This window comes from Stenotrophomonas sp. CFBP 13718 (assembly GCF_014842145.1).
In the GTDB taxonomy this organism is placed as follows: Bacteria; Pseudomonadota; Gammaproteobacteria; order Xanthomonadales; family Xanthomonadaceae; genus Stenotrophomonas.
Genome location: NZ_JACYVC010000002.1, coordinates 334,971 through 358,921, shown reverse-complemented (window position 1 = coordinate 358,921; position 23,951 = coordinate 334,971). Strand labels below are relative to the sequence as shown.

Below are 23,951 nucleotides of genomic sequence, written 5' to 3'. Positions count from 1 at the left end.
ATTGCACTGTTGCTACAACGCTTTGCACGTAACGGTGCGGCCGTCCCACGAGCACGACATTCGATGCCCTGCGGAACTCCCGCCGCTTACCGGGACGCCGAAGTAAGATGCACTTCTGCTCCAGCGGGCACGATCGTTTGCCTGTCCGAAATAGTAGGACCCTGCGTAGGCGGGGGCTGTGGCGGGCACAGTGATGGACTGATCGGGGACCATGTTGCCGCTCGCGTCCCTGCTCTGGCCCTGAGCATAACTGGCCTCGGCGACGTTGGCTGCCGTGATCGTGTAAACGGTGGTGGACCCATCACGCCATGTGATTCGGATGGTTATCGTCCCGCTTCCGTAGATCGATCCGAATGACAGAGCGGCTTGTTGTAGCGACAGGGCGATGGAGTTCCAGTTTGGACTACTCCCGGTTGCTCCTGCCAGCTCCAAGGCCAGGTTCTGACCCAGTCTGGACCTTGATGATGCGGAGTCGACGATGTCGTAGGCATTGAGGCCTCTGTAGGCCTCTGGAAATCGTATGTTGTTGGAATTTCCAGGATTGTCGGGGTGGAGTGTGACAAGCGGACCCCCGTTCTGTTTTCTATCGCGTTTGCTTTGGTCTCGGTTGCTCTGCTCGATGGAATTAGCTGCAGTTGAATCCATGACCCTATAGAACGCGGCTGTGATGGGCTCGGGAACCTGTTGAGGGAACGCCAACCAGAGTCTCCTTTCCCTGTCGTACTCGATCTGAAAGGCATACAGTTTTGCCAGGCTGAAGTCGACGACCAGCTTCAAGCCCGACGATTGGGTGTTGATCGCGGCCTGACGGGGGAATGGGCACCCATTGCAGATGACAATGTCGGGTCGGCCGGGTTCCTGAGCGGTTGCTGCGTTCGGGATTGTCGGCGTTATCAGCAACGCTGCGATGATGAGGATGAGCTTCTTCATCTTGAGCCTGCGCTAGGTAAGCAACAAATCGTTGCGCCTGATTCTTTGTTCCAACTGACACGGCCGTTCCGTGATCAAAATCGCAGAATGCACACTCAGTAACGCGCACAGGTTGTGCAGATTTTTTAGCCTGATTCGCGAGTGACATGGGCGTGATTGTCCTCCTCGCACAGCGCTGATGAGCTCACGTTTCGCCAACACGGTCTTGCGAGTTTCGCTCATCCGAGGAAGCTACGTGTGCCGCGTTCGCGGGCGCATCACCCTGGCTTCTGGCCTATGGCTCATTGCCTTCAGCGCACGTGGACTAAGAAGTGGCCGAATGCGACAACGAGCTTTGGCGGCGGCTCTGTACTTGATTCAGTAGGGGGAAGGAAAGTGCTCTGCAGGTGGCCGACTACCCGGGAAGATCCTGTGTCCGCACTGTGAGGCTACAGGGTGCAGATTGCATGCCGCCCACCAGTGTCATGAGGTGACCAACCTTGAGCGGTTCCAGAGCATTGCTTGCCCTGACTAGCGTCGGCACCTTGGTCGATTTTGCTGCTGCGATGATGGTTGCTGGATAGGTCGGCCTTGACTCGGACGCCGATAGCGTCTACGCAAGCGTGGGTGATTCAAGTCGAATTTACCGCCGCACGATCCAGTCGCGCGGTCCAACCAGCGACTGTAGACAAAAAGGCCGGATCCCACTCGCCATCGAGCGGGATCCGACCTCCTTCAGTCAACGAAACTCAGAAGTTGTAGGTAAACGTCAGCGAGCCATTGCGACCGTCGCCGAACGCACCGTAGCCGTTGATCTGCGACAGGTACTGCTTGTCCAGCAGGTTGTTGAGGTTGGCCTGCACGCTGAACTCCGGCGAGATGCGGTAGCGCACGAACGCGCTGACCAGCGCATAGCCCTCCTGCTCGATACGACCGTAGGCGGGCACCGGATAGTAGATGCGGTTCTGCCAGTTTGCACCGCCGCCGACAGTCAGTGCGGTCAGCGACTGCGGGGTGTAGCTGGTGAACAGCTTGATCGTGGTCTGCGGCAGGTTGGTGTTGATGTCGGCGTCGTTGATGTCCTTGGCCACGTAGCGCGACGCACCGAAGGTGGCATTCCAGCCCGGTGTCAGTTCGCCGTTGAGCTCCAGCTCGAAGCCACGGCTGACCGTACCGCGTGCAGCGATGTACGCAAACTCGCCCGGGCGGCTCGGGATCAGCTCGCTGGTGACCTGTGCCACGTTGTCCTGCTCGATACGGAAGGTCGCGACCGAGGCGTTCAGGCGGTTGTCGAACCACGCGCCCTTGACGCCGATCTCATAGCTCTTGCCGTCCACCGGATCCAGGTAGCTGCCGCTGCGGTCGCGTGCGGTCTGCGGCTGGAAGATTTCGGTGTAGCTGGCGTACGTGGAGTAGGTATCGTTGAGGTCGAACACCAGGCCCGCGTACGGGGTGGTGACCTTGTGCGAGCGGTCGGCCCCTTCGCCTGTGCTCTCCCAGTCGGTGTAGCGCGCGCCGAGGATCAGCTTCAGCGGATCGGCAAGCGACAGACGGGTAGCCGCGTAGCCGGCCTTCTGGGTAATGGTGCCTTCGCTCTGCAACGGCAGGGTGGCAGCCCAGTTGGGTTCCGGGAAATTGCCGACGCCCGCCAGGTAGTTGTCCAGTGGCGCCCAGCCGACCTGGTAGTCGCCGTAGTTGGCGAACTCGCGCTTGTTGTAGCTCAGGCCGGCCATGAACTGGTGCTCGCGACCGAACAGTTGGAACGGACCTTCCACGAAGCCGTCCACCGCGTTGACCTTGCGCTCGGTGTTGTAGAAACCGGCCGAGGGCGTGACGCCGGCACCGGTATTCTTGTCCAGCAGCGAGGCGCCCGTGGTCCAGTCGTTGTAGGCGGGGTAGAACAGCTTGTCGTCGGCCTTGGTGGTGTCATGCGTAGCGCCGAGCTTGACCTTCCAGTCGTTGGCGAACGCATGTTCCAGGGTCGCGAACAGACGCTTGCTGGTGGTGTCCCAGTAGGTCCAGCCCGGGTTGGCGCTGAACGATTCGTCGAACGGCGTCGGGCTGCCGTCGGAGAACAGCATCGGGAAGCCACCCCAGGTCGCGCCGTTGGCACGCTTCTGCTGGTAGTCGTAGCCCACGCTGAGCAGGGTGTCCGGGGTCAGGTCGGCATCGATGACGGCGTAGCCCAGCGTCTTGTGCTGGTTGTAGCGGTCCATCTGCGATTCGGTATCCAGGTAGCTGCCGATCACTCGACCGCGCACCGTGCCGCTGGCATTCAACGCACTGCCCACGTCCACCGTGGTGCGGGTGCGGCCCCAGCTGCCGACGTTGACCGACACGCTGCCGGCCAGCTCGGCGCTGTCGGCATGCTTGCGGATCAGGTTCACCGAGGCCGACGGATTGCCGGCGCCGGTCAGCAGGCCGGTCGCGCCGCGCACCACTTCCACACGGTCGTACAGGGCCAGATCCAGGCCGGAATCTCCATAGCTCCAGTTCTGCACCATCTGCGTGGGCAGGCCGTCGAACTGGTAGCTGTCGATGTAGAAGCCGCGCGCGTAGAACTCGGTGCGCTCGGTATCGGACTGGGTGCTGCTGACGCCGGTGGTGTTGGCCAGCACGTCGAGGATGTCATCCAGGTTCTGATCTTCGATGCGCTGGTGGCTGATGATGCTGATCGACTGCGGAATCTCGCGCGGCGCCAGCGAGAAGCGGGTGCCGGCCGACGTGCGGCGCACCGAATAACCTTCGGCCCGCTCGCCCTTGACCACCACGCCGTCGAGGGTGGTCGCCGAGGGGCTGGCGCCGTCGGGTGCGACACCCTGCTGGGCAAACGCAGGTGCGGCAGCGAGGGTGCACAGGGCGACCAGCAGCGCCTGCGGCAGGCGATGCAGGGTGAGGGGGGCAGAACGGGTCATCGGCTTCAACCAGGCAGGTCGCTACAAGCGCCTGGCCGGGAATCCCTGGTGGCCGGGCGGAGCGGAGAGTGGGGGGCGAGCTGTCGCAGTCCCGCACGGTCCTGCGCGGTCACGATGCGCCATGATAATGGGAGTGATTCGCATCATCAATAGATAAAAAAGGGGACGGAGGGGATTAAGTCGTTTTTGGCCTGCCTGCATGCCAAAAACGACTTAATCCCCTCCGTCCCCTTTTTTCAGCGGAGGGCGCTGGCGGGGACTTCGATCTCCATGGCCAGGGCCAGGTGATCGGAGAACGCGGCGGGTACCGCTTCGACACTGCGCTGTTGCAGGTTGCTGCTGACCAGGATGTGGTCGATGGCGCGGTCGGGGCGCCAGCTGGGGAAGGTCGGCACCACGCAGCCGGGGGGCTGCAGGGTGGTCTTCTGGTACAGCACCTGCATTTCCGGCCGCTCGGCCAGGCAATTGAAGTCGCCCATCAGCACGGCGTTGGGGTGGTCGGACAGCATGTCGGCGATGAACGAGAGTTGCGCCAGACGCGAGCCGGCACCCAGCGACAGGTGTGCCACTGCCACGGCCAGTCCCTCGGCCCCATCGCCGAACTTCGCCAGCAGCACGCCGCGCCCGCCTATCCGGCCGGGCAGGGCGTGGTCCTGCACTTCTACCGGCTCCAGCCTGCTGAGCAGCCCGTTGGCCGACGACGCCACCCCGCCCATGCGCCGGTTCGGCTGGTGGCTCCAGTAATTGAAGCCGGCCTGCTGGGCGAGGTAATGCGTCTGGTTGGTGAAGCCCGAGCGCAGGCTGCCCGGGTCCGCTTCCTGCAGGCCGACGATGTCGTGCCCACGCGCCAGCGTGGCGATGGCATCCAGGCTGCTCCGCTTGCGCCCGGCCGGCAGTGCATGCGACCAGCTGCGGGTCACATAGTCACTGTAGCGGCGGGTGCTGGAGCCGGCCTGGATGTTGGCCGTCAACAGACGCAGGGTACGTGCGTGGGGGGAGTTCACGTCGGGATGCGCTGTGCCGGGATCAGTTGCCGGCCTTGGCCGCACGCTCGCGCGCGATCAGATGGTCGGCGATGCGCAGGTAATCCTGGAAGGAGTTGCCCTTCACCAGATACTTGCCGTTGATGATGAGCGACGGGGTGCCGGAGATCTTGCTGCGCTGGGCGAACTGCTTGGCGGCATTGGTCTTGGCATTGACCGCGAAGCTGCTCATGGCGGCGGTGAACTGCTTGGCATCAACGCCGTGCTTGGCGTAGAAACCGGCAATGTCCTCGACCGAATCGCGACCGCGCTCACCCTTCAGGGTCTGCTCGGTGTGGATGGCGGAATACAGCGCGTCATGGGTCTTCTCTTCCACGCCCAGGGTCTGCGCTGCATAGAACGCACGCGCGTAGTCGTCCCAGGTGCCACCGAACATCGCCGGCACGTAGAGGAAGTTCACATCACCCGGCAGACCGGCTTTCCACGGCCCGACCAGCGGCTGGAACGCAGCGCACGCGGGGCAGACGAAGCCGAAGATCTCCACCACCTCGACCTTCCCTGCGACCGGCTGGAAGGGCTGGCCATTCTCGATCACGATGTAATCGGTGCCTGCGACCGGCTCCGGGCCGGTCAGGCGCATGGGCGCATCGGCCGCCACAGGGGCTGCCTCGCTGCCAGCGGCCTGCTCGGTGCCTGCAGCCTGTTCGCTGTTGGCTGCTGCGGCGGTATCGGCAGCCGGTGTGGCGGTGGCGGCGGTCTCGGTCGGCGCGGTCACGTTGGCCGAGCCATCGTCCGCCTTGCAGGCGGCAAGGAGGGGCAGCAGGGCCAGCAGGGTCAGGGCGAAACGGGTCTTCATCAAAGCTTCTCCAGCCATGGTTGAAGCCGACGGCGTGCGTCGGCCAGGAACGAATGATGACACGCAGGGGCATTGCCTCCGCGTGTGGGTGGTGTGTGGTTCAGCGGGCCTTGCCGTTGCGTGCCCGGGCGATCAGTGCCGAGGTGATGCGCAGCTGGTCGGCGGCGCTGGTGCCCTTGACCAGATACTGGCCGTTGATGATCAGCGTCGGCGTACCGGGGGTCTTGGTGCGCAGGGCGAACTCGCGCGCTGCCTTTACCTTCGCCTGCACCGCATCGCTCTTCAGCGCCGCCACGTAGGCGGCTTCGTTCACGCCGTACTGCGCGTAGAAGGTGGCCAGCTCTTCCGGCGATACGTTCTGCATCGGCAGGCTGCGGTCTTCGTGCAGCGCCTTGAACACGGCGCTGTGGCTGCGCTTGGCGACGCCCAGCTGGTCAGCGGCGTAGTAGGCAGCCGCCCAGGTGTCCCACGGGCCACCGAACGCAGCCGGGACCGGGGTGAACCGGACGTCCTTGGGCAGTTTGGCGACCCAGGCGACCAGCTGCGGTTCGAAATGCGCGCAATGCGAACAGGTATAGCCGAACACTTCGGCCACTTCGATCTTGCCGGCCAGCGGCTGGAAGGGGCCGGGCTGGGCGATGAGCTCGTAATCGCGACCTTCCTGCAGGTCGGTCGCAGTGGTGGCGGCGGGCGCGGCGGACAGGGCCAGCGGCGCCAGCGCCAGCAGGGACAGCAACAGACGGGGAATCAACCTCATCGACACACATCTCCAAAGGAACGATCGCCAGCGGTGTGCCGGCGCGGAGATGAACATACCTCAGGCGGCCGCCGCGGGGGATACCGCAGCGGCCAGGCGGTCATCAGGGAGCGGCGAGCGGTGCACCCTGCGCGGCCACATCGTCGGCCCGGTCATGCAGGCCCTGCAGGTAGCTGCCCAAGGCCTGGATCTCCTGCTCGGTCAGCTTGGCAGCGATGGTTGCCATGATCTGGAAGTGGGCCTTGTCGGTCTCGCCGGTGCGCCCAGCCTGGTATTCCTGCAGGCGCCGCGCGACATAGCTGGCGTGCTGGCCGCCGATATGCGGATAGGCCGGGCCGGGATTGCCCGCGCCGGTCGGGCCGTGGCAGGCCATGCACGCCGGCAGTCCGCGCGCGACATCGCCGCCGCGATACAGTTGCTGGCCGATCTCATAGAACTTCAGCCCCTTGTAGGGGCCCTCGGCGACCGCGCCGTCGTCGGCGATGCCGGCACCCGCCTTCTGCGTAGCGAAGTAGGCGCCGATATCGCGCATGTCCTGCGCGGTCAGGTCCTTGACGAAGGGCACCATCGCCACCGAGGCACCGGAGGTGCGCTGGCCGGTGGCGATCAGGGCCATCTGCTGGGCGCTGTAGCGCTCGCTCTGGCCCGCGATGCTGGGATACATCTCGATGCTGGCGTTGCCGTCAACGCCATGGCAGGCCGCGCAGGCAGCCGCCTTTCCCTGTCCCGCTTTGGCGTCGCCCCACGTGGTCTTGCTGAAGTCGATTTCCAGCGACGCGGTCTGAATCGGCCCGTTGTCGGGCAGCGGTGTGATGCTGGTCTGCGCCCAAGCGGCGGCGGCCAGAACGGAGACAGCAAGTACGGAAACGGCAAGAACGCGAGCGTGGCGCATGCTAAAGCTCCGTTTTGGTCCGGCCAGGCCCTCCGCCCGGATACACCTGATTATCAGCGCCGCTTCACGCTACGGTCAATCGCTCCCCGGGCGCGCGGCGTCGCAACATGCGATCCTATGGGCATGTCTCTTCTCATCGAACGCGCGCATTACTTCGTTTCGGCCCACAACATGCGGCAATTGCCGCCTGACGAGGGGGCCGAAGTGGCCTTTGCCGGCCGCTCAAACGCCGGTAAATCCAGCGCCCTGAACGCCCTTACCCGCCAGAACGCGCTGGCCCGGGTGTCCAAAACCCCCGGCCGGACCCAGCAGTTGGTGTTCTTCCAGGTCACCCCTGCCGCCCATCTGGTCGATCTTCCCGGTTATGGCTATGCCAAGGTGCCGCTGGACCTTCAGGCGCACTGGCAGGCCTTCATCGACCAGTACTTCCGCACCCGCCAGGCGCTGCGCGGGCTGGTGGTGGTGATGGACATCCGTCACCCGCTGAAGGAATACGACCGGCAGATGCTGACCTATGCCGTACAGCGTGGCCTGCCGGCGCACGCGCTGCTGACCAAGGCGGACAAGCTCAGCCGCAGCCAGCAGATGATCTCGCTGAACAAGGTCAAGAAAGAGCTGCACGAGGCCTTCGGCGATACCGTCGGCGTGCAGGTGTTCTCCGGCGAAAGCCGGCTGGGCGTGGATGAAGCGCGCGGCATCATCGGCGGCTGGCTGGGCCTGTAAGCCGACGGCAATGACGGGGTAGAGCCGACTTCAGTCGGCTGTGGAAACCCGGTGCCGACTGAAGTCGGCACTACCGCGCGATGCCCACCTGCCGCAATTCCCACCGGGCGCGCGGTTCCCACCGGGCCCGCGGCCCTCACCCCGGTCAGAGCGGCGAGAACTCCGCGGGCACCCACGCGTATGCCCCGCGCTCGCTGCGAACGTGACCCAGGCCCGGGAAGGGCAGGTGGGCGCCCGCGACCCACCATTTTCCATCCGCGGCCTGTTGCAGCATGGCGCGCCTGCTGTCGACGGCCGCCTGGCGGTCGCTGTCTGCTTCGAAAGACGCCTGTGGATAGGCGAACTGGACGGCGTGGTAATGCAGCACATCGCCCCACACCAGCAGGGACTCGCCCTCGCTGTCGAACCGGTAGGACACGTGGCCCGGCGTATGGCCGTGCGTATCCAGCGCGACGGCGTGCCCCGGCAGTGGCTGTCCCGGCACGAACGTGCGCAGGTGCTTGCTGGCCTGGTAGGGTGCCGCTGCCTTGCGTGCCAGCGCGAAGGCGAAGCGCACGCCTTGGGGTGCGGTGGCGTCGCTGGCGGGGTCCAACCAGTAATCCGCATCAGCCTGTGACAGCCACACCGTCGCGTTGGGATAGGCGACCTTGCCCTGTGCATCGAGAATCCCGCACAGGTGGTCAGGATGGGCGTGGGTGAGCAGTACGTCGTCCACATCGGACGGATCCACACCGGCCGCGCGGAGGTTGCCGAGCACCTGCCCCAGGCCGGGCCCGAAGCAGTCGGCGGTACCCGCGTCCACCAGCGTCAGGCGGCCACCGTCGCGGATCAGGAAGGCGTTGACCGCGGTCTGCAGGCCCTTCGTGCTTTCGGGTACGAAGCGCCCCTCCAGTGCCCGGGTCACCGTGGCGGGATCAATGCCGGTGAGTTCCTGGCGGCCCAGGGCCACCACACCGTCGAACAGGGCCGTGACCTGCAACTGGCCGATGCGGTGGTGGTAAACGCCGGCGACCTGTTCGGTCGGGGCAGGGGAGTGGGGGGCGGCCAGCGCGCTGAACGGCAGCGAGGCCAGTGCGAGCAGGACGGCACGGGATAAAGGGAAGACGGGCATGGGGGGTTCTCGATGGCGCGGCGATGGCCGCATGCCGTCATCGTGGCGTGCGTCGTGTGCGCGATGCGCTCAAGCTGGTGCGTGCAACGCTCGCGGCAACGTCAAGCGCGGCCGATGTCTGCCGGCTGCAGGCCGTAACGCTCGACGAAGCGTTTGCTGAAGCTGGGCAGCGAGCGGTAGCCGACGCGCGCTGCCACCGACTTCAACGGCAAGCGGGTGGTGTACAGCAGCCCCATGGCGTGGGCCAGACGGGCCTCGATCAGCAGCTGCCGCAGGCTGGTGCCATCGGCCGCCAACCGTCGGCGCAGGGTGGCGCCGCTCAGGCCGAGGGCTGCTTCCACCTCATGCGATGGCCAGTCACGCGCGGGCTCGGCGGCGATGCGGTCGCGCACCTGTTCGGCCAGCGACGGTTGCGGTGGCAGCAGCAGACTGCCGTGGCCCTGCCGCGTGAGCGCCATCGCGAACGTCGCCAAGGCCAGCCGTGCATCGCTGTAGTGGCCATCCTGCAGCGACTGACGCCAGCGTCGCAGCAGCGTGCGGTGTTCCTGCAACGGCAAGCGGACCAGTACCTCGCCTGCGGCAGGCAGCGGCTCATTCCACAACGTGCGTGCAGCCGTCAGGGCCTCATCGCAGAACGGCACGATCGCACTGACATAGCGGCCGCTGCGGGCATCGGGCACGTTGACCACATCGATCCGGCAGCGACGGGTGATCAGGAAGATGTCGCCCGGCACGAAGCGCAGTGACTGGCTGGCGGTGCGGACGCGCTTTTCGCCCTCCAGCAGGATCGCGAACTGCGGCGCGGGGATCTCCACCGACCGTGCACCGTGTTCGCGCAGGGCGGTGATGCAGGCGTAGCCCTCCGCGCGGGCGCAGTCGGCCAGGCTGGCCATGTCGGCCAGCACGTCGCTGCTGTCGCAATCGGCAAGGTCGGCAAGGTCGGCAAGCGCGGGTGTCATCGGGCCAGTGTACGAGGGTCAAGCCCCCGCGGGTGGGATGCTGAAGTCCGTCACGGAGGCGTGACGCGGGCAGGCCGCACGCTATAGTGCGCCCTTGTGATGAAGGGGCGGCAGCCCCATTCCATCGGCCACCCCACCAGCGAGTCCTGTCCCTTGTCGAGCCCCAGCCACGTCGCGCAGACGCCCATTACCGATCGTTCGCAGCTGGTGGAAGTGATTGCCTCGGGAGAAAAGCCGCGCAGCGCCTGGCGCATCGGCACCGAGCATGAAAAGTTCGGCTTCCGCCTGGACGACCTGCGTGCACCGACCTTCGATGGCGAGCGCGGCATCGAGGCGCTGCTGCAGGGCCTGCAGCGATTCGGCTGGGAGGCCGTGCAGGAACAGGGCCGCACCATCGCCCTGCTGCGCGATGGCGCATCGGTGACGCTGGAGCCCGCTGGCCAGCTGGAACTGTCCGGCGCCGCGGTGGAAACCATCCACCACACCTGCGTGGAAACCGGCACCCATCTGAACGAGGTGGCCCAGGTCGCCGGTGAACTGCAGCTGGGTTTCCTCGGCATGGGATTCCAGCCGAAGTGGGCACGCGACGAAATGCCGTGGATGCCCAAAGGCCGCTACCAGATCATGAAGAACTACATGCCCAAGGTCGGTTCGCTCGGCCTGGACATGATGACGCGCACCTGCACGGTGCAGGTCAACCTGGATTACGCCACTGAGGCGGACATGGTGAAAAAGTTCCGTGTGTCGCTGGCCCTACAGCCGATCGCCACTGCGCTGTTTGCCGATTCGCCGTTCACCGAGGGAAAGCCCAACGGCTTCCTCAGCTACCGCTCGCAGATCTGGACCGATACCGATGCGGACCGCACCGGCATGCTGGATTTCGTGTTCGACGACGGGTTCGGTTACGAGCGCTACGTCGATTACCTGCTTGATGTGCCGATGTACTTCTCTTACCGCGATGGCGTGTACCACGATGCCAGCGGACAGAGCTTCCGCGACTTCATGGCCGGCAAGCTGCCGGTGCTGCCGGGCCAGCTGCCGACGCTGACCGACTGGGCGGACCACATGACCACCGCGTTCCCGGAAGTGCGGTTGAAGAAGTATCTGGAGATGCGCGGCGCGGACGGTGGTCCTTGGAGCCGCCTGTGTGCGCTGCCTGCGTTCTGGGTAGGCCTGCTGTATGACGATGAAGCACTGGATGCCGCATGGGATCTGGTGCGTGACTTCACGCTGGTGGAGCGCCATGCACTGCGCGACGGCGTGCCGCGGCATGCGATGAACCTGCCGTTCCGCAACGGCACCGTGCGCGACCTGTCGCGCGAAGCGGTCAAGATTGCGGTGGGTGGGCTGAAGCGTCGTGCGGCGTTGAACGCCGACGGCATGGACGAAAGCCATTACCTGGATGTGCTGCAGGAAATCGTCGAGTCCGGCTTGACGCCGGCCGAACGCAAGCTGGCGCTGTTCCATGGCCGCTGGAACGGGGATGTAGACCACGTGTTCCGCGAGTTCGCGTACTGATTGCTGCGAACGGTGAAGCCCCTCGTGGTGGGTCGCTGGAAGCGGATTGCTGGGATCGGGCCGGGCGGGAGGGCTTGGTGGGGGACGGCAAAAACCGCATCCATGCGGGCCTCGTTTCACGCCATCCATGGCGCTCAACGCCCCCACCAATCCCTCCCGCCCGGCCCTGACAGACTGTCTGCGTCCCGCCACGTAAGAAGAAGGAAAAGCGGTAGCGCCGACCCATGGTCGGCGAGCGCAGCGGGCCGTTGCCTGAAACATTCCGCCGACCATGGGTCGGCGCTACCGATCTGCTTTTCTTTTTCTTTTCCGTGGGGGGCCGCCGCAGAATTCCGGCAGGGCCGGGCGGCGGGGCTGGGCGGGGGCGTTGAGCGCCATGGATGGCGCGAAACGAGCGCTACATGGATGTACTTGTGCGCGTCCCCCGACCAGTCCCACCGCCCGGCCCAAATCGTAGAAGGTTCTACGCGGCCACCACGAGGGGCTCAGCCGTTCGCTGCAATGATCAGCCCTTGATCGAGGCCATGTCGATCACGAAGCGGTAGCGCACGTCGTTCTTCGCCATCCGCTCCCATGCTTCGTTGACGTCCTGGATGTTGATCACTTCGACGTCGCTGACGATGCCGTGCTCGGCGCAGAAATCCATCATCTCCTGCGTTTCGGCCATGCCGCCGATCGCCGAACCGGTCAGGTGCTTGCGGCCGAAGATCACGCTCACGCCGGTCAGCGGCGGGTCCAGCTCGGTCAGCACGCCAACCAGACACATGGTGGCATCGCGCTTGAGCAGGCCCATGTACGGGTTGGTGTCATGGCCGACCGGGATGGTGTTGAGCAGGAAATCGAAGCTGCCGGCATGCGCCTTCATCTGCTCCGGATCACGCGACACCAGTACCTCATCAGCGCCCAGGCGCGTGGCATCAGCGCCCTTTTCCGGGGTGGTGGTAATCATCACCACGCGTGCGCCCAGTGCCTTGGCGAACTTCACGCCCATGTGGCCGAGGCCACCCAGACCGATCACGCCGACCTTCTGGCCCGGGCCGACCTTGAAGTGACGCAGCGGGGAATAGGTCGTGATGCCGGCGCACAGCAGGGGGGCGGCGGCCTTCAGGTCCAGCTTCTCCGATACCTTCACCACGAAGCGCTGTTCGACCACGATGTGGTCCGAGTAGCCGCCCTGGGTGGCTTCGCCGGTCTTACGGTCGGTACCGTTGTAGGTGAAGGTCGCTCCCTCGGCGCAGTACTGCTCCAGATCGTGGTTGCAGGCGTCGCAGTGGCGGCAGGAATCGACCATGCAGCCGACGCCGGCGAAGTCGCCGACCTTCAGCGTGGTGACGTCGGCACCGACTTCCACCACCTTGCCGATGATTTCGTGGCCGGGGACCATCGGGTAATTGGCGCCGCCCCAGTCGTCGCGGGCCTGGTGGAGGTCGGAATGGCAGATGCCGCTGTACAGGATCTCGATGCGCACATCACCGGCGGCGACGGCGCGGCGCTCGAAGGAGAACGGCACCAGCGGCGCGGTGTTGGAATGCACGGCGTAGGATTTGGCGAGGGACATGGGGGATCCTTGGCAGGGTTTATGGAAAGGCGCTTTACAATACGCCGGCTCGGGCGGGCGACATAGGCCGTTGATCGGGATGATTCATCAAGGCGCACTGCACAATGGCAACCGATAACCTGACCCACCTCGCGGCCTTCGCCGCCGTGGCCCGGCACTGCAGCTTCCGCCGTGCCGGGGCCGAACTGGCGCTGTCCACGTCGGCGGTCAGCTACGCCATCCGCGCGCTGGAGGAGCGGCTGGGCGTAGGGCTGTTCCACCGCACCACCCGCAGCGTATCGCTCACCGAAGCCGGGCAGCGGTTGATGGAGCGCCTGCAACCCGCCTTGGGGCAGGTGAGTGACGCGCTGGAGGAAATGAACCAGTTCCGCGCCACCCCGGCCGGCCTGCTGCGCATCAATGCCGCACGGGCCGCCGTGCCGACACAGCTCAGTCCACGCCTCAGCCGTTTCCTGCAGGCGCATCCGGACGTGCGCATCGAGGTGACTGAAAACGACGGTCTGGTGGATATCGTGGCGCAGGGCTTCGATGCGGGCGTCCGCCTGCACGAGTTCGTGCCGGAAGACATGGTGGCCGTGCCCCTGGGGCCACCGCTGCGCGGCATGATCGTCGCGTCGCCCGCCTATCTGGCCGTGCACGGCGCGCCCCTGCACCCGCGCGATCTGCTGCAGCACCAGTGCGTGCGATTCCGCTTCGCCAGCGGGCACCTCTACAAGTGGCAGTTCGAACAGGGCGCAGAGACCTTCGAGATCGATGTGCAGGGTCGACTGACCTTGAGTGAGCAGACCACCATCGTGCGCGCCGTGCTGGATGGACTGGGGATCGCCTACGTGCTGGAAGACGCCGCGCGGCCATGGCTGGACTCGGGCCAGCTGGTGAGCATGCTCGAAGACTGGAGTCCGCCCTTTCCGGGGTTCGTGCTGTATTACCCACGGCAGCGGCAGATGACCTCGGCGCTGCGCGCGTTCGTGGATATCGTGCGCGGCTAGCGGAGTGGGGAGGGTGTGCCGGCAATGCCACATTCCTGGCAGGCAGGCTGCGTGGGCGCCGCTAAGGTGAGGCGTAGTTGCGGCGCACGCCGCGGCGGCACCCTGTCATTTGCCTCAGGAGCACGCGCATGTACGCATCAAACAACGGTTCTGCGACTGCGGGTAACGCCCGCAGATTACCCCTGCGCGATGAGCCGGTACCCGGTATTCGCAGTATCTCTGATGATATTCGTATCCAGCCGGAGCGACGCTACGGCCTGTTGAAATCGACGAACGGCAACGTCAAGATTGCCAACCGCGCGGTCGTCGACAGGACGGTCTCGACCAATGGGAATGTCCACATCAACGGCGATGCCGAAGTGGGATCTGTCCACAGCACCAACGGCAACGTGGTGGTCGGCAATGGAGTACGGTTACGAAGTGTAAATACGGCGTGCGGTGATATCACGCTTGGCTTCAACGTGAACGTTGAAGCACAGGTGGAGTCCACCACAGGCGACATCCGTGCAGAACATGGATGCCGGATCAAGGGGCGTGTGGCGTCGGTCGGCGGTAACATCGTGCTGCGCGGCACCGATGTCAAAGGCGGACTCGCTTTCGTGGGCGGCGATGTGACCGTGACAGGGGGATCCCATGTTCATGGTGACCTCCACCTGCAGCGCCCAGTCAACGAAATGCAGCACCTGCCGCGCGTGGTCATCGGGGCCAACTCGCGCGTGGACGGGCAACTGGTGTTCGAGGCACCGGTGACCCTGTATATGCACTCGACTGCACGGACGGGACGGATCGAAGGCGCTTCCCGCATCGTCTACAGCACGCCGCACCCACCGCACCCGCTGCAGGCGAGGCTGCAACCTGGCCCACAGCCACCTCCAGCATCCCCGCTGGAGACGATTCTGCAGGCCCTTGCGCAGCGTGTGCAGGTACGCGTCAGCAATACGTCCAGAAACACCGTCGTGATGGGTAACACGTCCGGTGAAAGGACCGTGATCACAAGCACATCCGCCAATGGCAGCACCACCATCACCGGCAGCGTCACGGGCAACGTCACCCACTACAGTGCCGGTCCCTGTCAGATCATCACGATGGGCCAGCCGTGGTGATATGCAATCCGCTCCGCTGCAGTTGCGGGCTCACCCAACATCCGCAGCGGGGCGCCACCAATGCAGCGTGGCGTCATGCACAGCGCCATCATCAAGCAGCCCGATGCGCAGGTCGGACTGCATGATGCCGTCAAGTAGGAGCTGCGTGGTCGCATCTTCGCTTTGTTCAATCCGAATCACATACAGGCTGCCGCCAAAGCGATAGCGCAGGGTGTAGTGCGTCCATGCCGCAGGCAGGCAGGGCGCCAGCAGCAACTGATTTCCTTCGCGCTGCAGGCCGAGCAGTGACTCGGTCAGCAGCCGGTACATCCAGCCGGCCGAGCCGGTGTACCAGGTCCAGCCGCCGCGGCCCGTATGCGGGGCAACCGCGTAGACATCGGCCGCCAGGACGTAGGGCTCCACTTTGTAGATCGCCAGCGCCTCGGCATCCACGGCATGGTGGATGGGATTGATCATGTCGGCCAACGACCAGGCCATCCGTGCGTTGCCCTGCTGCGCGAAGGCCATGGCCGCCCACACCGCGGCATGGGTGTACTGGCCGCCATTTTCGCGAACGCCGGGCACGTAGCCGCGGATGTAGCCCGGATCGGTGGATGTCCTGTCGAAGGGCGGATCCAGCAGCTTCACCAGCGCGGCATCGCGATCCACCAGATGTTCCGCCAAGGAGGCCATCGCGGTGTCGGCACGCTGCGGATCCGCCGCACCGGACAGCACTGACCAGCTCTGCGAAATGGAATCGATCCGACATTCATCGCTCTGTGTGGAACCCAGTGGCGTGCCATCGTCAAACCACGCACGGCGGTACCACTGGCCATCCCATGCATGGGCCTGCAGGGCATCGTGCAGGCGCTGTGCCTGCGTGCTGCAGTAGTCCGCGAAGGCTTGATCACCGCGGGCATGGGCGAGGCCGACGAAGCGCTGCAGCGTGTCGAACAGGAAGAAGCCCAGCCACACGCTTTCGCCGCGCCCTGCATCGCCTACGCGGTTCATGCCATCGTTCCAGTCACCCGTTCCCATCAGCGGCAGTCCGCGTTCGCCAACGAGCTCGCAACCGCGGCGCAGGGCGAGCACACAGTGCTGGTAGAACGGCTGCCGAAGCGGCGAAATCAGCGGCGTATCGTAATAAGACTCTTCGTCTGCATTGACCGGACGCCCTTCGATGAAGCCGACGACCTCATCAAGCACACTCTGATCGCCGGTGACCTGCACGTAGCGGCAGGCGGCAAACGGCAGCCAGAGGTAGTCATCGGAGCAGCGCGTGCGCACACCGCGGTTCTGCGGTGGATGCCACCAGTGCAGCACGTCGCCCTGCGGGAACTGCTGGGCAGCGCACAGCAGCAGATGGGCGCGGCTCAATGCAGGATCGGCATGCACGGTGGCCATGGTGTCCTGCAGCTGGTCACGGAAGCCGAATGCACCACCGGACTGGTAGTAGCCGCTGCGTGCGACATAGCGGCAGCCCAGCGTCTGGTACATCAGCCAGCCATTCACCAGCACGTCCACGCTGGGGTCGGGCGTTTCAACCTGCACCGCACCCAGCAATCCCTCCCAGTGGGTGTGCAGCGCGTCCAGTGCATCGTGGGCGCTGCGGCTGCCCTGCACCGCGCGTGCAAGCTGCAGCGCTTCCTCGCGGTCCTTGCCCATGCCCAGGCGGAAGATGATTTCCTGTTCCTGGCCATCGTCCAGCACCACCGGTGCCTGCAGCGCCGCGCACGGATCCAGTCCAACGCCAAGGCGATCGGACAGGCGCTCGCGCCGCAACGCGGCAGGGTAGGCCACGCTGCCATTGCGGCCGAGGAACTCGGTGCGGCTGGCCGTGTGGCTGCCGTCGCGGGCATCGGTGTCGAAGAACGCGACCCGACCGCTGAAGTCGGTGTTGTAGGGATTGCGTGCAGTCAGTGCGCCGGTCTCGGCGTCCTGCTCGCACACGATGTGCATCTGTGATTTCCCGCGGAGGTCTGCCAGCACCCACTCCACGTACCCCGTTGCGGACAGGCGGCGTGCACGACCGGACACGTTGCGCAGCTTCAGTACCGAATACTTGACCGCGTCGTTCACGGCGACATAGATCCACAGGGCCGAGGCGATGCCGTCTTCGGTGTGCTCGTACACGCTGTAGCCGAACCCGTGGCGCACACGGTAGTCACCGCGACCACGGCAGGGCAGCGGCATGGGCGACCAGACATGTCCCGTTTCTTCGTCGCGCAGGTAGAACGCCTCACCGCCGCTGTCCGACACCGGATCGTTGTGCCATGGCGTCAGGCGGAACTCGTGCGCGTTCTCGTACCAGGTGTACCCCGGCGCGCTTTCGCTGACCACGGTTCCCAGCTTCTCGTTGGCCAGGACATTGGACCAGGGGGCCGGCGTCGGCGCTCCTTCGCGAAGGGTGATGATGTATTCGCGGCCGTCGGCCGAGAAGGCACCGATGCCGTTGTCCTGCAGCCGCCCCTCAGCGACGTCGCGGAAGGGGCTCGGCGCCGTGCCGATGACCGTCTCAGGATAGGAGGCGGTGTTGCCCGGATCCACCCATCCGGTCACCTCGTCGGCCGTCTTTGCCGGCGCGTCGATGACGAGATCAGGCGGCAGTCGGTCAGCGGGCTCGTGACGGCCGACCTGGGTGGCCAGCGTGCCACGCTGATCACTGATGATGACCCGCGCCACCGATTGCAGCAGCACGCGATCCTCCGCCGACATCTGGTGACCCGGCCGCACGAAGATGCCGCCGGGACGATCCAGCACATTGGCTTCTGGATCCGCCGAAATCATGCCCAGGATCTGGTCCTGCAGCAGCTGGCGATAGCCCGGCTGGCTCTCGTTCCAGATCACCAGATCCGCACGCAGTCCTTTCAGGCGCCAATACGCATGCGCCTGCACCATCTGCCGCACCAGTTCGATGTTGTCGGCGTCCGCGATCTGCAGCAGGGCGATCGGCAGGTCGCCGGATATCCCGTGCCCCCACAGCCCCGACTGACCACGCTGGTTCTGTAGCAGGACGGCGGGGTCGGCACGCAGCAACGGGTTGGCATGCACGATCAGCCCCGCCAGCCGCTCGTACAACTGGGCATCCGTCTGCGAGGCATTGATCTGGCGGCGGACTACTTGGCTGTGGGTCCAGGCGAGATCGAAGACGCGGTCAGCCAAGCGCCGATCCCGGTACTTGTCGACCAGCGCGATGCACGCATCACGATCGGAGCCAACGCCCTGCACCATGTCGACCATCACCGTCTGCCCAGGGGCCAGCTCGATCCGGCAGCGGATCGCCACGATGGGATCCAGCACCGAGCCTTCGCTGTCCGACAGCGCGTCAACGGCCAGCAGCGCGTGCGGAGCACGCGGCGTGTTGCCCCGTCCCAGGAAGCGCGCACGGTCGGTCTCGTACGAGATCGCGCCGATGTCGGCATCGTGCACTGCCACGAGGTGGAACATCCACGGTGGGACTTCATCATGCGAGCGCGGCCGCCGCGTGCACAGCAGAGCCTGCTTGTCGCGCACGATCTCGGTCTGCACGAACAGATTGCTGAAGGCAGGATGCTGCTCATCCGCCGCCGCCGGTGCCAGCACGACTTCGGCATAGGTGGTGATCTCGATGGTGCGGGTGTTCCGGCTGCGGTTGCTCAGGCGCAGTCGGCGCAGCTCGATGTCGTCCTCTGCCGAAATGGCGATCTCGAGATGGCTTTCGTAGCGCTGCCGGCGTCCACGGAACTCCACCTTCGCATCGGAGAAGATGGCTTCGTACTGGTCTACCGGCGCGCAGGTGGGTTGCAGCGAGGTCGACCAGAAATCACCGCTCTGTACATCGCGCAGATAGCAGAAGGTGCCCCAATGATCGCGGGTGCCATCTTCGCGCCAGCGGGTGATGGACAGGTCGCGCTGCCGGCTGTAGCCGCCACCGGCACTGGTTACCAGGCTGTGGAAACGGCCATTGGACAGCAATTGCACGGCCGGCCTGGACGTGCCGGGGTTGTGGAAGATGCGCAGGTGCGTTTCGGTTTCCGCGTTCATGGCTGGCTCGCCGACACCCTCCGCCTGGTGCGGGTGGAAGATGCCGCTGCGTGGTACGCGCTCCTGCAGCAGCAGCAGCGAGGCCTGGAACTCCGCGTCGGCAACGAAGCGCTGCTGCATGGGTTGCTGTCTCAGCAGATACACCAGCGACAGCAGCCCCATGCCCTGGTGGTGTGCCATGAACGCGCGGATCACGGCATGGTCCTGCCCGTGCGGTACGCGTGCCGGGGTGTAATCAATGGCCTCGTAGAAACCGAAATCGCTGCTGAAGCCCAGCGCGGCCATCTGCTGCAGGTTGAGGCAGGCAGCCTCCGGGGCGACCATCAGGGCCATCATGCTTGCGTACGGGGCGATCACCAGGTCCTTGCCGAGCCCACGCTTCAGTCCCAGGCCGGGTACGCCGAAGGCACGGTACTGGTAGTTCATCCGTGTATCGACGGTGTTGTAGCCGGACTCGGAAATACCCCAGGGCACGTTGTGCTGTGCGCCGTAGGCGATCTGCGCCTGGACGGCGTGCAGTGCCGTCTGGTCAAGCAGCGTGTCCGGGTAGCTCGGCATGACCAGCTGCGGCATCAGGTACTCGAACATCGAGCCGCTCCACGACAGCAGCGTGGCGTTGCCATTGACCTCGGTCAGCAGGCGGCCGAGCGCGAACCAGTTTTCCTGGGGGACCTGCCCCTGCGAGATGGCCACGAAACTGCACAGGCGTGCTTCAGAGGCGAGCAGGTCGTAGCAGCCACTGTCCAGGCGGCGTTCGTCGACGTTGTAGCCGATCGACAGCAGATGCCGTGACCGGTCGTACAGGAAGGCCTGTTCCATCAGGGAGAACTGACCCGCGACATGCGCCAGTCGTTCCATCTCGCGGATGGTCTCGCGCGCACGTGTGGCGGCGGCCGGGTCGAGCACCTGCGCGGCAAGGTCGCGCAGGCTGGGCAGTGCCGCGTCTGCGGGCATCGCCGTGCCGGCAAAGTACTGGAGTTCGGCCAACGCGTCGGTGCAGGCGTTGGCCAGCGCCGTGGGCCAATGCGGAACCGGGACGTCGGCGGGAGCCGCAGCAGGCCACGCCTCCGCAATCGCCTCGGCGTGCCGCGCCAACGACGCCAGGCTGTCGGCTGCCGTGCCCAGTGTGCCGGGAGGCTGCTGCTGGACCTGCGTGAGCAGCGCACGGAACGTGCCGACCGCAGTGGACAGGGCGGCATTGTCCGCGTGGCCGGAAAGCCGGTCTTCCTCCAGCACGCCGAGCGTATCGGCCAGCCCCGCGAAGGTCGCAGGCGCGAGCACCGGCGCATCCGCCAGCGCCAGCAGGCCCTGGCGCAGGGTCAGCAGGTGGCCGGCAAGGTTGCCGCTGTCGACGGTGGAGATGTACGCGGGAGGAAGCGGCTGCAGGGTGTCGGTGGTGTACCAGTTGTAGAAATGCCCGCGATGGCGTGGCAACGCGTCCAGCGTGGAGAACACCCGCTGGGTCCGCTCCAGCACCGTCCTGGCCTGCACATAGCCGAAGTCGTGCGCCGACAGGTTGGCCAGCAACGAGAGGCCGATGTTGGTCGGTGACGTACGTCGGGCCACCACGTGGGTGGGGTGCTCACGCACATTGTCAGGTGGTAGCCAGTTGTCTTCTGCACGGACGTAGGTTTCGAAGAATGCCCACGTACGCCGTGCGAGCCTGCCCAGGAACGCGACCTGCAGCGTGGACAGGTTCGCGTCGCGGTGCAACGCCGGTCGACCGAGCCGCGCCATGATCAGCGGCGCACCGGCCCACAGGATAAGGAAGGGCAGGGCGACCCACAGCGCGGCAGGCTGCCGTGCGGCGATCACCGCGGCCAGGCCCAGCGATGCCAACGCAACCGGTCCCATGCTGCGCAGCTCCGCCTGCATGCCATTGCCCAGGCTGCGCTCCACCTCGCTTGAGGGATTCCACTGCAGCAGATGGCGACGGCTGACCAGGCTTCGCCACAGTGTGCGGCCGATGGCCGTCAGGCTGAAGAGCGCTTCGTAAGGCAGGCAGGCCAGGTTGACCGCCGCGCGCAGCAGTTGCTGCGACGTGGCCTGGCCGAGGCGGACCAGATGGGCCTCCATGGGCATGTCCACGGGCATCAGGAACAGGTCACGCAGTGCAGGAATCAGCACTGGCAGCAGCCACAGGCTGATCAGCCATGCCGTCCATGCCAGCGGCGCCGGTGCGATGAACCAGCCCAGTACCAGCAGGACCGTCATGGCGATCGGCACAAGGCTGCGGCGCAGGTTGTCGAGCAGCTTTCCCCGTGACAACCACGACAGGGGATTGCGTTCGTAGCTGCCGTCCTTGCGCGGTACCCACGGCAGCAACCACGGCAACAGCTGCCAATCACCGCGGATCCAGCGGTGCCGACGCTTGACGTCGGCGGCGTAACGGGTCGGGTAGTCCTCGTACAAGCGCACGTCGCTGATCAACCCTGCCCGTGCGTAGCAGCCTTCCAGCAGATCGTGGCTGAGGATGCGGTTGTCCGGGAACCGGTCTGCCAGAGCGAGCTCGAACGCATCGACATCGTAGATGCCCTTGCCCACGAACGAGCCCTCGCCGAAGAGATCCTGGTAGACGTCCGACACGGTGCGCGTGTACGGATCAATGCCGCCCTCGCTGCCGAACATGCGGGCATAGCGCGAGCTGCGCCGCCCGCCCAGGCTGGTGCCCACGCTCGGTTGCAGGATGCCGTAGCCTCGCACCACGCGGCGCCGGGTCGGGTCGAACTGGGCCTGGTTGAGCGGATGCGCCAGGGTGGCGATCAGTTCCCGCGCGGCATCGCGTGGCAGGCGGGTGTCGGTATCCAGCGTGATCACATAGCGCACGTCGGCCAGCACCGCGATCCTGCCGGTGACCTGCAGGAAGTCCTCCGTGGCGCCCTCGCGGAGCAGGCGGTTCAATGCGGCCAGTTTGCCGCGCTTGCGTTCGTAGCCCATCCAGCGCTGCTCGCTGGCATTCCACTGGCGGGGTCGGTGCAGCAGGAAGAACAGGTCGTCTTCATCGCCATGGGCTTGGGTTGCCACGTAGCGCTGGTTGAGTTGGTGTATCTGGTGCGCGGCGCGCTCAAGCAGCGCCGTGTCCGACGGCAGGCTGGCCTGATCGGCGTCGAGGAAGTCGGTCAACAGTGCGAAATGCAGGTAGCGATCGCGGTTGGCGAGGAAGCGGACTTCCAGTGCTTCGACCAGGCTGTCCACCTCCTGGAGGCTCCCCAGCATGCTCGGCACCACGATGAGCGTGCGCGCCTGCGGCGCTATTCCCGTCGAGAAGTCCATGCGGGGCAGCCGCTGTGGAGACGCCAGTACGGTAGCGGCCCAGTTGACCAGCACGATGCCGAGCTCGCTGAAGGCGAGCACGGCGAGCGTGGCCACCAAGGCCAGCAGCGCGCCGTGCAACGGCAGCGCGGTGGCCAGCAGGCCCCAGGTCAGCAGGCCGACGATGGTGGCGATCGGCAGCAGGTAGACGGCCAGCGGGATCCGCTGCGGTCGCAGGCGAAGGCGCGTGGACCCCGACCGTGTCTGCGAGAGCCGCGCTTTGAGTTGCGGCATCCCATCGTCAACAAGATAGAAGCCGACGTGGGAACGGAAGTCGCCTGGCGTCGTCTGCGCCGCGGCACGGGCCAGCTCCACCGCGCAATCGGCGACGATGCGCTCGTCGATGCGCCCCAGCCGCGCGATCCGTTCGACAACGTGGCGATAGCTGTCGCGCGTGCTGAAGTCCATCAGCGGGTAGGTGCCTGCGGGATCCTGGCGCAGCCCGCGTTCGACCACGCTCATGCTTTCCACGAAGTCGCGCCAGTCCATCGTGGCCAGAAAGCGAAGGCTGCCGATGCTGTTGCTGATGGACACCTGGTCCGCCGCCTGCTGCTGGCTCTCCAGGTGGACCAGCTCTTCAGTACGATGGCCCTCGGCGGCGGCCCATTGCTCCAGCCAGGTGATGGGCATCGCGAACACGCCGCCGCGGCCCTGCAGCCCCCGTGAAAGCTCGGACACGAACGCGCCAGAGAGCGGCGGACGCGAGCGCGCCAGATCGGCAATCACCAGCACCACGTCCTTCGGGCTGGTCGCGGCGACCTGATTCAGCCGTGCGGCCCAGGAATTGGCCAGCCTGCGGTCGGCACCGTCGTGCACCACGCGCACGGCCATCCGGCGCAGGTTGTCGATCAGGGCCAGGCGCAGCATGATCGGGATCGCCCACAGCTCGCCCAGCTTCAACGGCGCGATCGTCTGGTACGCCGCGATGAAGCGGCTGAGCGTTTCACCATCGATACGCCCATCACCGTGCGCGATGGCTTCCAGGGACAGCGCGTACACGCGCGGCAACCCGGCCGACGGGCCTTGGGTGAGCGAAGGCAGCTGGCGGCTGTAGCCGGTGGGAAGGTGTCGGCGCGCCGTGTGGATCTGCTCTTCAACCAGATAGTAGTTGTCCAGCAACCACTCGCCCGCAGGCGTGATGCGCATCTCCTCCTGCACCATGGCAGTGAGCAGGTTGAAGGCATCGGACAGCAGGCTTTCGTTCTCTGCAAGTCGGCCCAGCAGGCGTTCCTGGCTGGGGCGCGAGTGCACGGTGTGCGAGCGGGCCAGGGCATGGCCGTGGCGTTCCATCTGCTCAACGTTGAACAACGACGCGCGGAGGGGCTCTTCTACTTGAATCGGCGTTCTGACGGTGGCTTGGCGCA

The 23,951-nt window shown here is 65.6% G+C and carries 14 protein-coding genes; 4 read left to right on the top strand and 10 right to left on the bottom strand.

Annotation, left to right across the window (positions count from 1 at the left end; genetic code table 11):
- Positions 1–12 precede the first annotated feature (12 nt).
- The 6 genes from IFT58_RS05110 to IFT58_RS05085 all read right to left on the bottom strand — a co-directional run bounded on the left by IFT58_RS05110 (position 13) and on the right by IFT58_RS05085 (position 7,312).
- Positions 13–930 carry a hypothetical protein gene (locus IFT58_RS05110; RefSeq protein WP_192094084.1) on the bottom strand — a complete coding sequence of 306 codons (918 nt, stop codon included), beginning with the start codon at positions 928–930 and terminating at the stop codon, positions 13–15.
- 728 nt (positions 931–1,658) lie between these two features.
- Positions 1,659–3,824, bottom strand: a complete 2,166-nt coding sequence (gene fhuE / locus IFT58_RS05105; RefSeq protein ID WP_192094083.1) for a ferric-rhodotorulic acid/ferric-coprogen receptor FhuE — start codon at positions 3,822–3,824, stop codon at positions 1,659–1,661.
- Between the two features lie 236 nt (positions 3,825–4,060).
- Positions 4,061–4,798, bottom strand: a complete 738-nt coding sequence (locus tag IFT58_RS05100; protein WP_192081356.1) for an endonuclease/exonuclease/phosphatase family protein — start codon at positions 4,796–4,798, stop codon at positions 4,061–4,063.
- A 52-nt stretch (positions 4,799–4,850) separates the two neighbouring features.
- Positions 4,851–5,663 (bottom strand): thiol:disulfide interchange protein DsbA/DsbL, encoded by an 813-nt coding sequence (locus IFT58_RS05095; protein ID WP_192094082.1) that lies wholly within the window; start codon positions 5,661–5,663, stop codon positions 4,851–4,853.
- Between the two features lie 100 nt (positions 5,664–5,763).
- Positions 5,764–6,420, bottom strand: coding sequence for a thiol:disulfide interchange protein DsbA/DsbL (locus tag IFT58_RS05090; RefSeq protein ID WP_192094081.1), 657 nt, complete (start codon positions 6,418–6,420; stop codon positions 5,764–5,766).
- Between the two features lie 103 nt (positions 6,421–6,523).
- Positions 6,524–7,312 carry a c-type cytochrome gene (locus IFT58_RS05085; protein WP_188326188.1) on the bottom strand — a complete coding sequence of 263 codons (789 nt, stop codon included), beginning with the start codon at positions 7,310–7,312 and terminating at the stop codon, positions 6,524–6,526.
- 123 nt (positions 7,313–7,435) lie between these two features.
- Between IFT58_RS05085 and yihA the strand changes: the two genes are divergently transcribed.
- Positions 7,436–8,035 (top strand): ribosome biogenesis GTP-binding protein YihA/YsxC, encoded by a 600-nt coding sequence (gene yihA, locus IFT58_RS05080; protein WP_188326189.1) that lies wholly within the window; start codon positions 7,436–7,438, stop codon positions 8,033–8,035.
- 145 nt (positions 8,036–8,180) lie between these two features.
- On the opposite strand, the gene IFT58_RS05075 is transcribed toward yihA, so the two are convergent.
- Positions 8,181–9,146, bottom strand: a complete 966-nt coding sequence (locus IFT58_RS05075; RefSeq protein ID WP_192094080.1) for an MBL fold metallo-hydrolase — start codon at positions 9,144–9,146, stop codon at positions 8,181–8,183.
- Between the two features lie 101 nt (positions 9,147–9,247).
- On the bottom strand, positions 9,248–10,105 hold the full coding sequence (locus IFT58_RS05070; protein WP_192094079.1) for an AraC family transcriptional regulator: 858 nt from the start codon (positions 10,103–10,105) through the stop codon (positions 9,248–9,250).
- Between the two features lie 153 nt (positions 10,106–10,258).
- Here IFT58_RS05070 and IFT58_RS05065 point away from each other — a divergent pair, with 153 nt between their 5' ends.
- Complete coding sequence (locus tag IFT58_RS05065) at positions 10,259–11,623, top strand: glutamate--cysteine ligase (protein ID WP_188326192.1); 1,365 nt, start codon at positions 10,259–10,261, stop codon at positions 11,621–11,623.
- A 505-nt stretch (positions 11,624–12,128) separates the two neighbouring features.
- Here the strand turns inward: IFT58_RS05065 and IFT58_RS05060 are convergent.
- A complete protein-coding gene (locus IFT58_RS05060) occupies positions 12,129–13,181 on the bottom strand; it encodes an NAD(P)-dependent alcohol dehydrogenase (protein ID WP_192094078.1) in 1,053 nt (350 codons plus the stop codon).
- Between the two features lie 104 nt (positions 13,182–13,285).
- On the opposite strand from IFT58_RS05060, the gene IFT58_RS05055 reads away from it, so the two are divergent.
- Both IFT58_RS05055 and IFT58_RS05050 read left to right on the top strand, forming a co-directional pair.
- A complete protein-coding gene (locus IFT58_RS05055) occupies positions 13,286–14,170 on the top strand; it encodes a LysR family transcriptional regulator (RefSeq protein ID WP_192094077.1) in 885 nt (294 codons plus the stop codon).
- A gap of 128 nt (positions 14,171–14,298) precedes the next feature.
- Positions 14,299–15,273 carry a hypothetical protein gene (locus IFT58_RS05050; protein ID WP_192094076.1) on the top strand — a complete coding sequence of 325 codons (975 nt, stop codon included), beginning with the start codon at positions 14,299–14,301 and terminating at the stop codon, positions 15,271–15,273.
- Positions 15,274–15,303: 30 nt separating this feature from the next.
- Here IFT58_RS05050 and IFT58_RS05045 read toward each other — a convergent pair whose 3' ends face one another.
- On the bottom strand, positions 15,304–23,877 hold the full coding sequence (locus IFT58_RS05045) for a glucoamylase family protein (RefSeq protein WP_192094180.1): 8,574 nt from the start codon (positions 23,875–23,877) through the stop codon (positions 15,304–15,306).
- Between the last annotated feature and the right edge of the window lie 74 nt (positions 23,878–23,951).

Bases quoted from the DNA above. Each gene is read 5' to 3' on its own strand.
- IFT58_RS05110 (WP_192094084.1), bottom strand. From the start codon at position 930: ATGAAGAAGCTCATCCTCATCATCGCAGCGTTGCTGATAACGCCGACA.
- fhuE (WP_192094083.1), bottom strand. From the start codon at position 3,824: ATGACCCGTTCTGCCCCCCTCACCCTGCATCGCCTGCCGCAGGCGCTG.
- IFT58_RS05095 (WP_192094082.1), bottom strand. From the start codon at position 5,663: ATGAAGACCCGTTTCGCCCTGACCCTGCTGGCCCTGCTGCCCCTCCTT.
- IFT58_RS05090 (WP_192094081.1), bottom strand. From the start codon at position 6,420: ATGAGGTTGATTCCCCGTCTGTTGCTGTCCCTGCTGGCGCTGGCGCCG.
- IFT58_RS05085 (WP_188326188.1), bottom strand. From the start codon at position 7,312: ATGCGCCACGCTCGCGTTCTTGCCGTTTCCGTACTTGCTGTCTCCGTT.
- yihA (WP_188326189.1), top strand. From the start codon at position 7,436: ATGTCTCTTCTCATCGAACGCGCGCATTACTTCGTTTCGGCCCACAAC.
- IFT58_RS05075 (WP_192094080.1), bottom strand. From the start codon at position 9,146: ATGCCCGTCTTCCCTTTATCCCGTGCCGTCCTGCTCGCACTGGCCTCG.
- IFT58_RS05070 (WP_192094079.1), bottom strand. From the start codon at position 10,105: ATGACACCCGCGCTTGCCGACCTTGCCGACCTTGCCGATTGCGACAGC.
- IFT58_RS05060 (WP_192094078.1), bottom strand. From the start codon at position 13,181: ATGTCCCTCGCCAAATCCTACGCCGTGCATTCCAACACCGCGCCGCTG.
- IFT58_RS05055 (WP_192094077.1), top strand. From the start codon at position 13,286: ATGGCAACCGATAACCTGACCCACCTCGCGGCCTTCGCCGCCGTGGCC.
- IFT58_RS05050 (WP_192094076.1), top strand. From the start codon at position 14,299: ATGTACGCATCAAACAACGGTTCTGCGACTGCGGGTAACGCCCGCAGA.
- IFT58_RS05045 (WP_192094180.1), bottom strand. From the start codon at position 23,877: ATGGAACGCCACGGCCATGCCCTGGCCCGCTCGCACACCGTGCACTCG.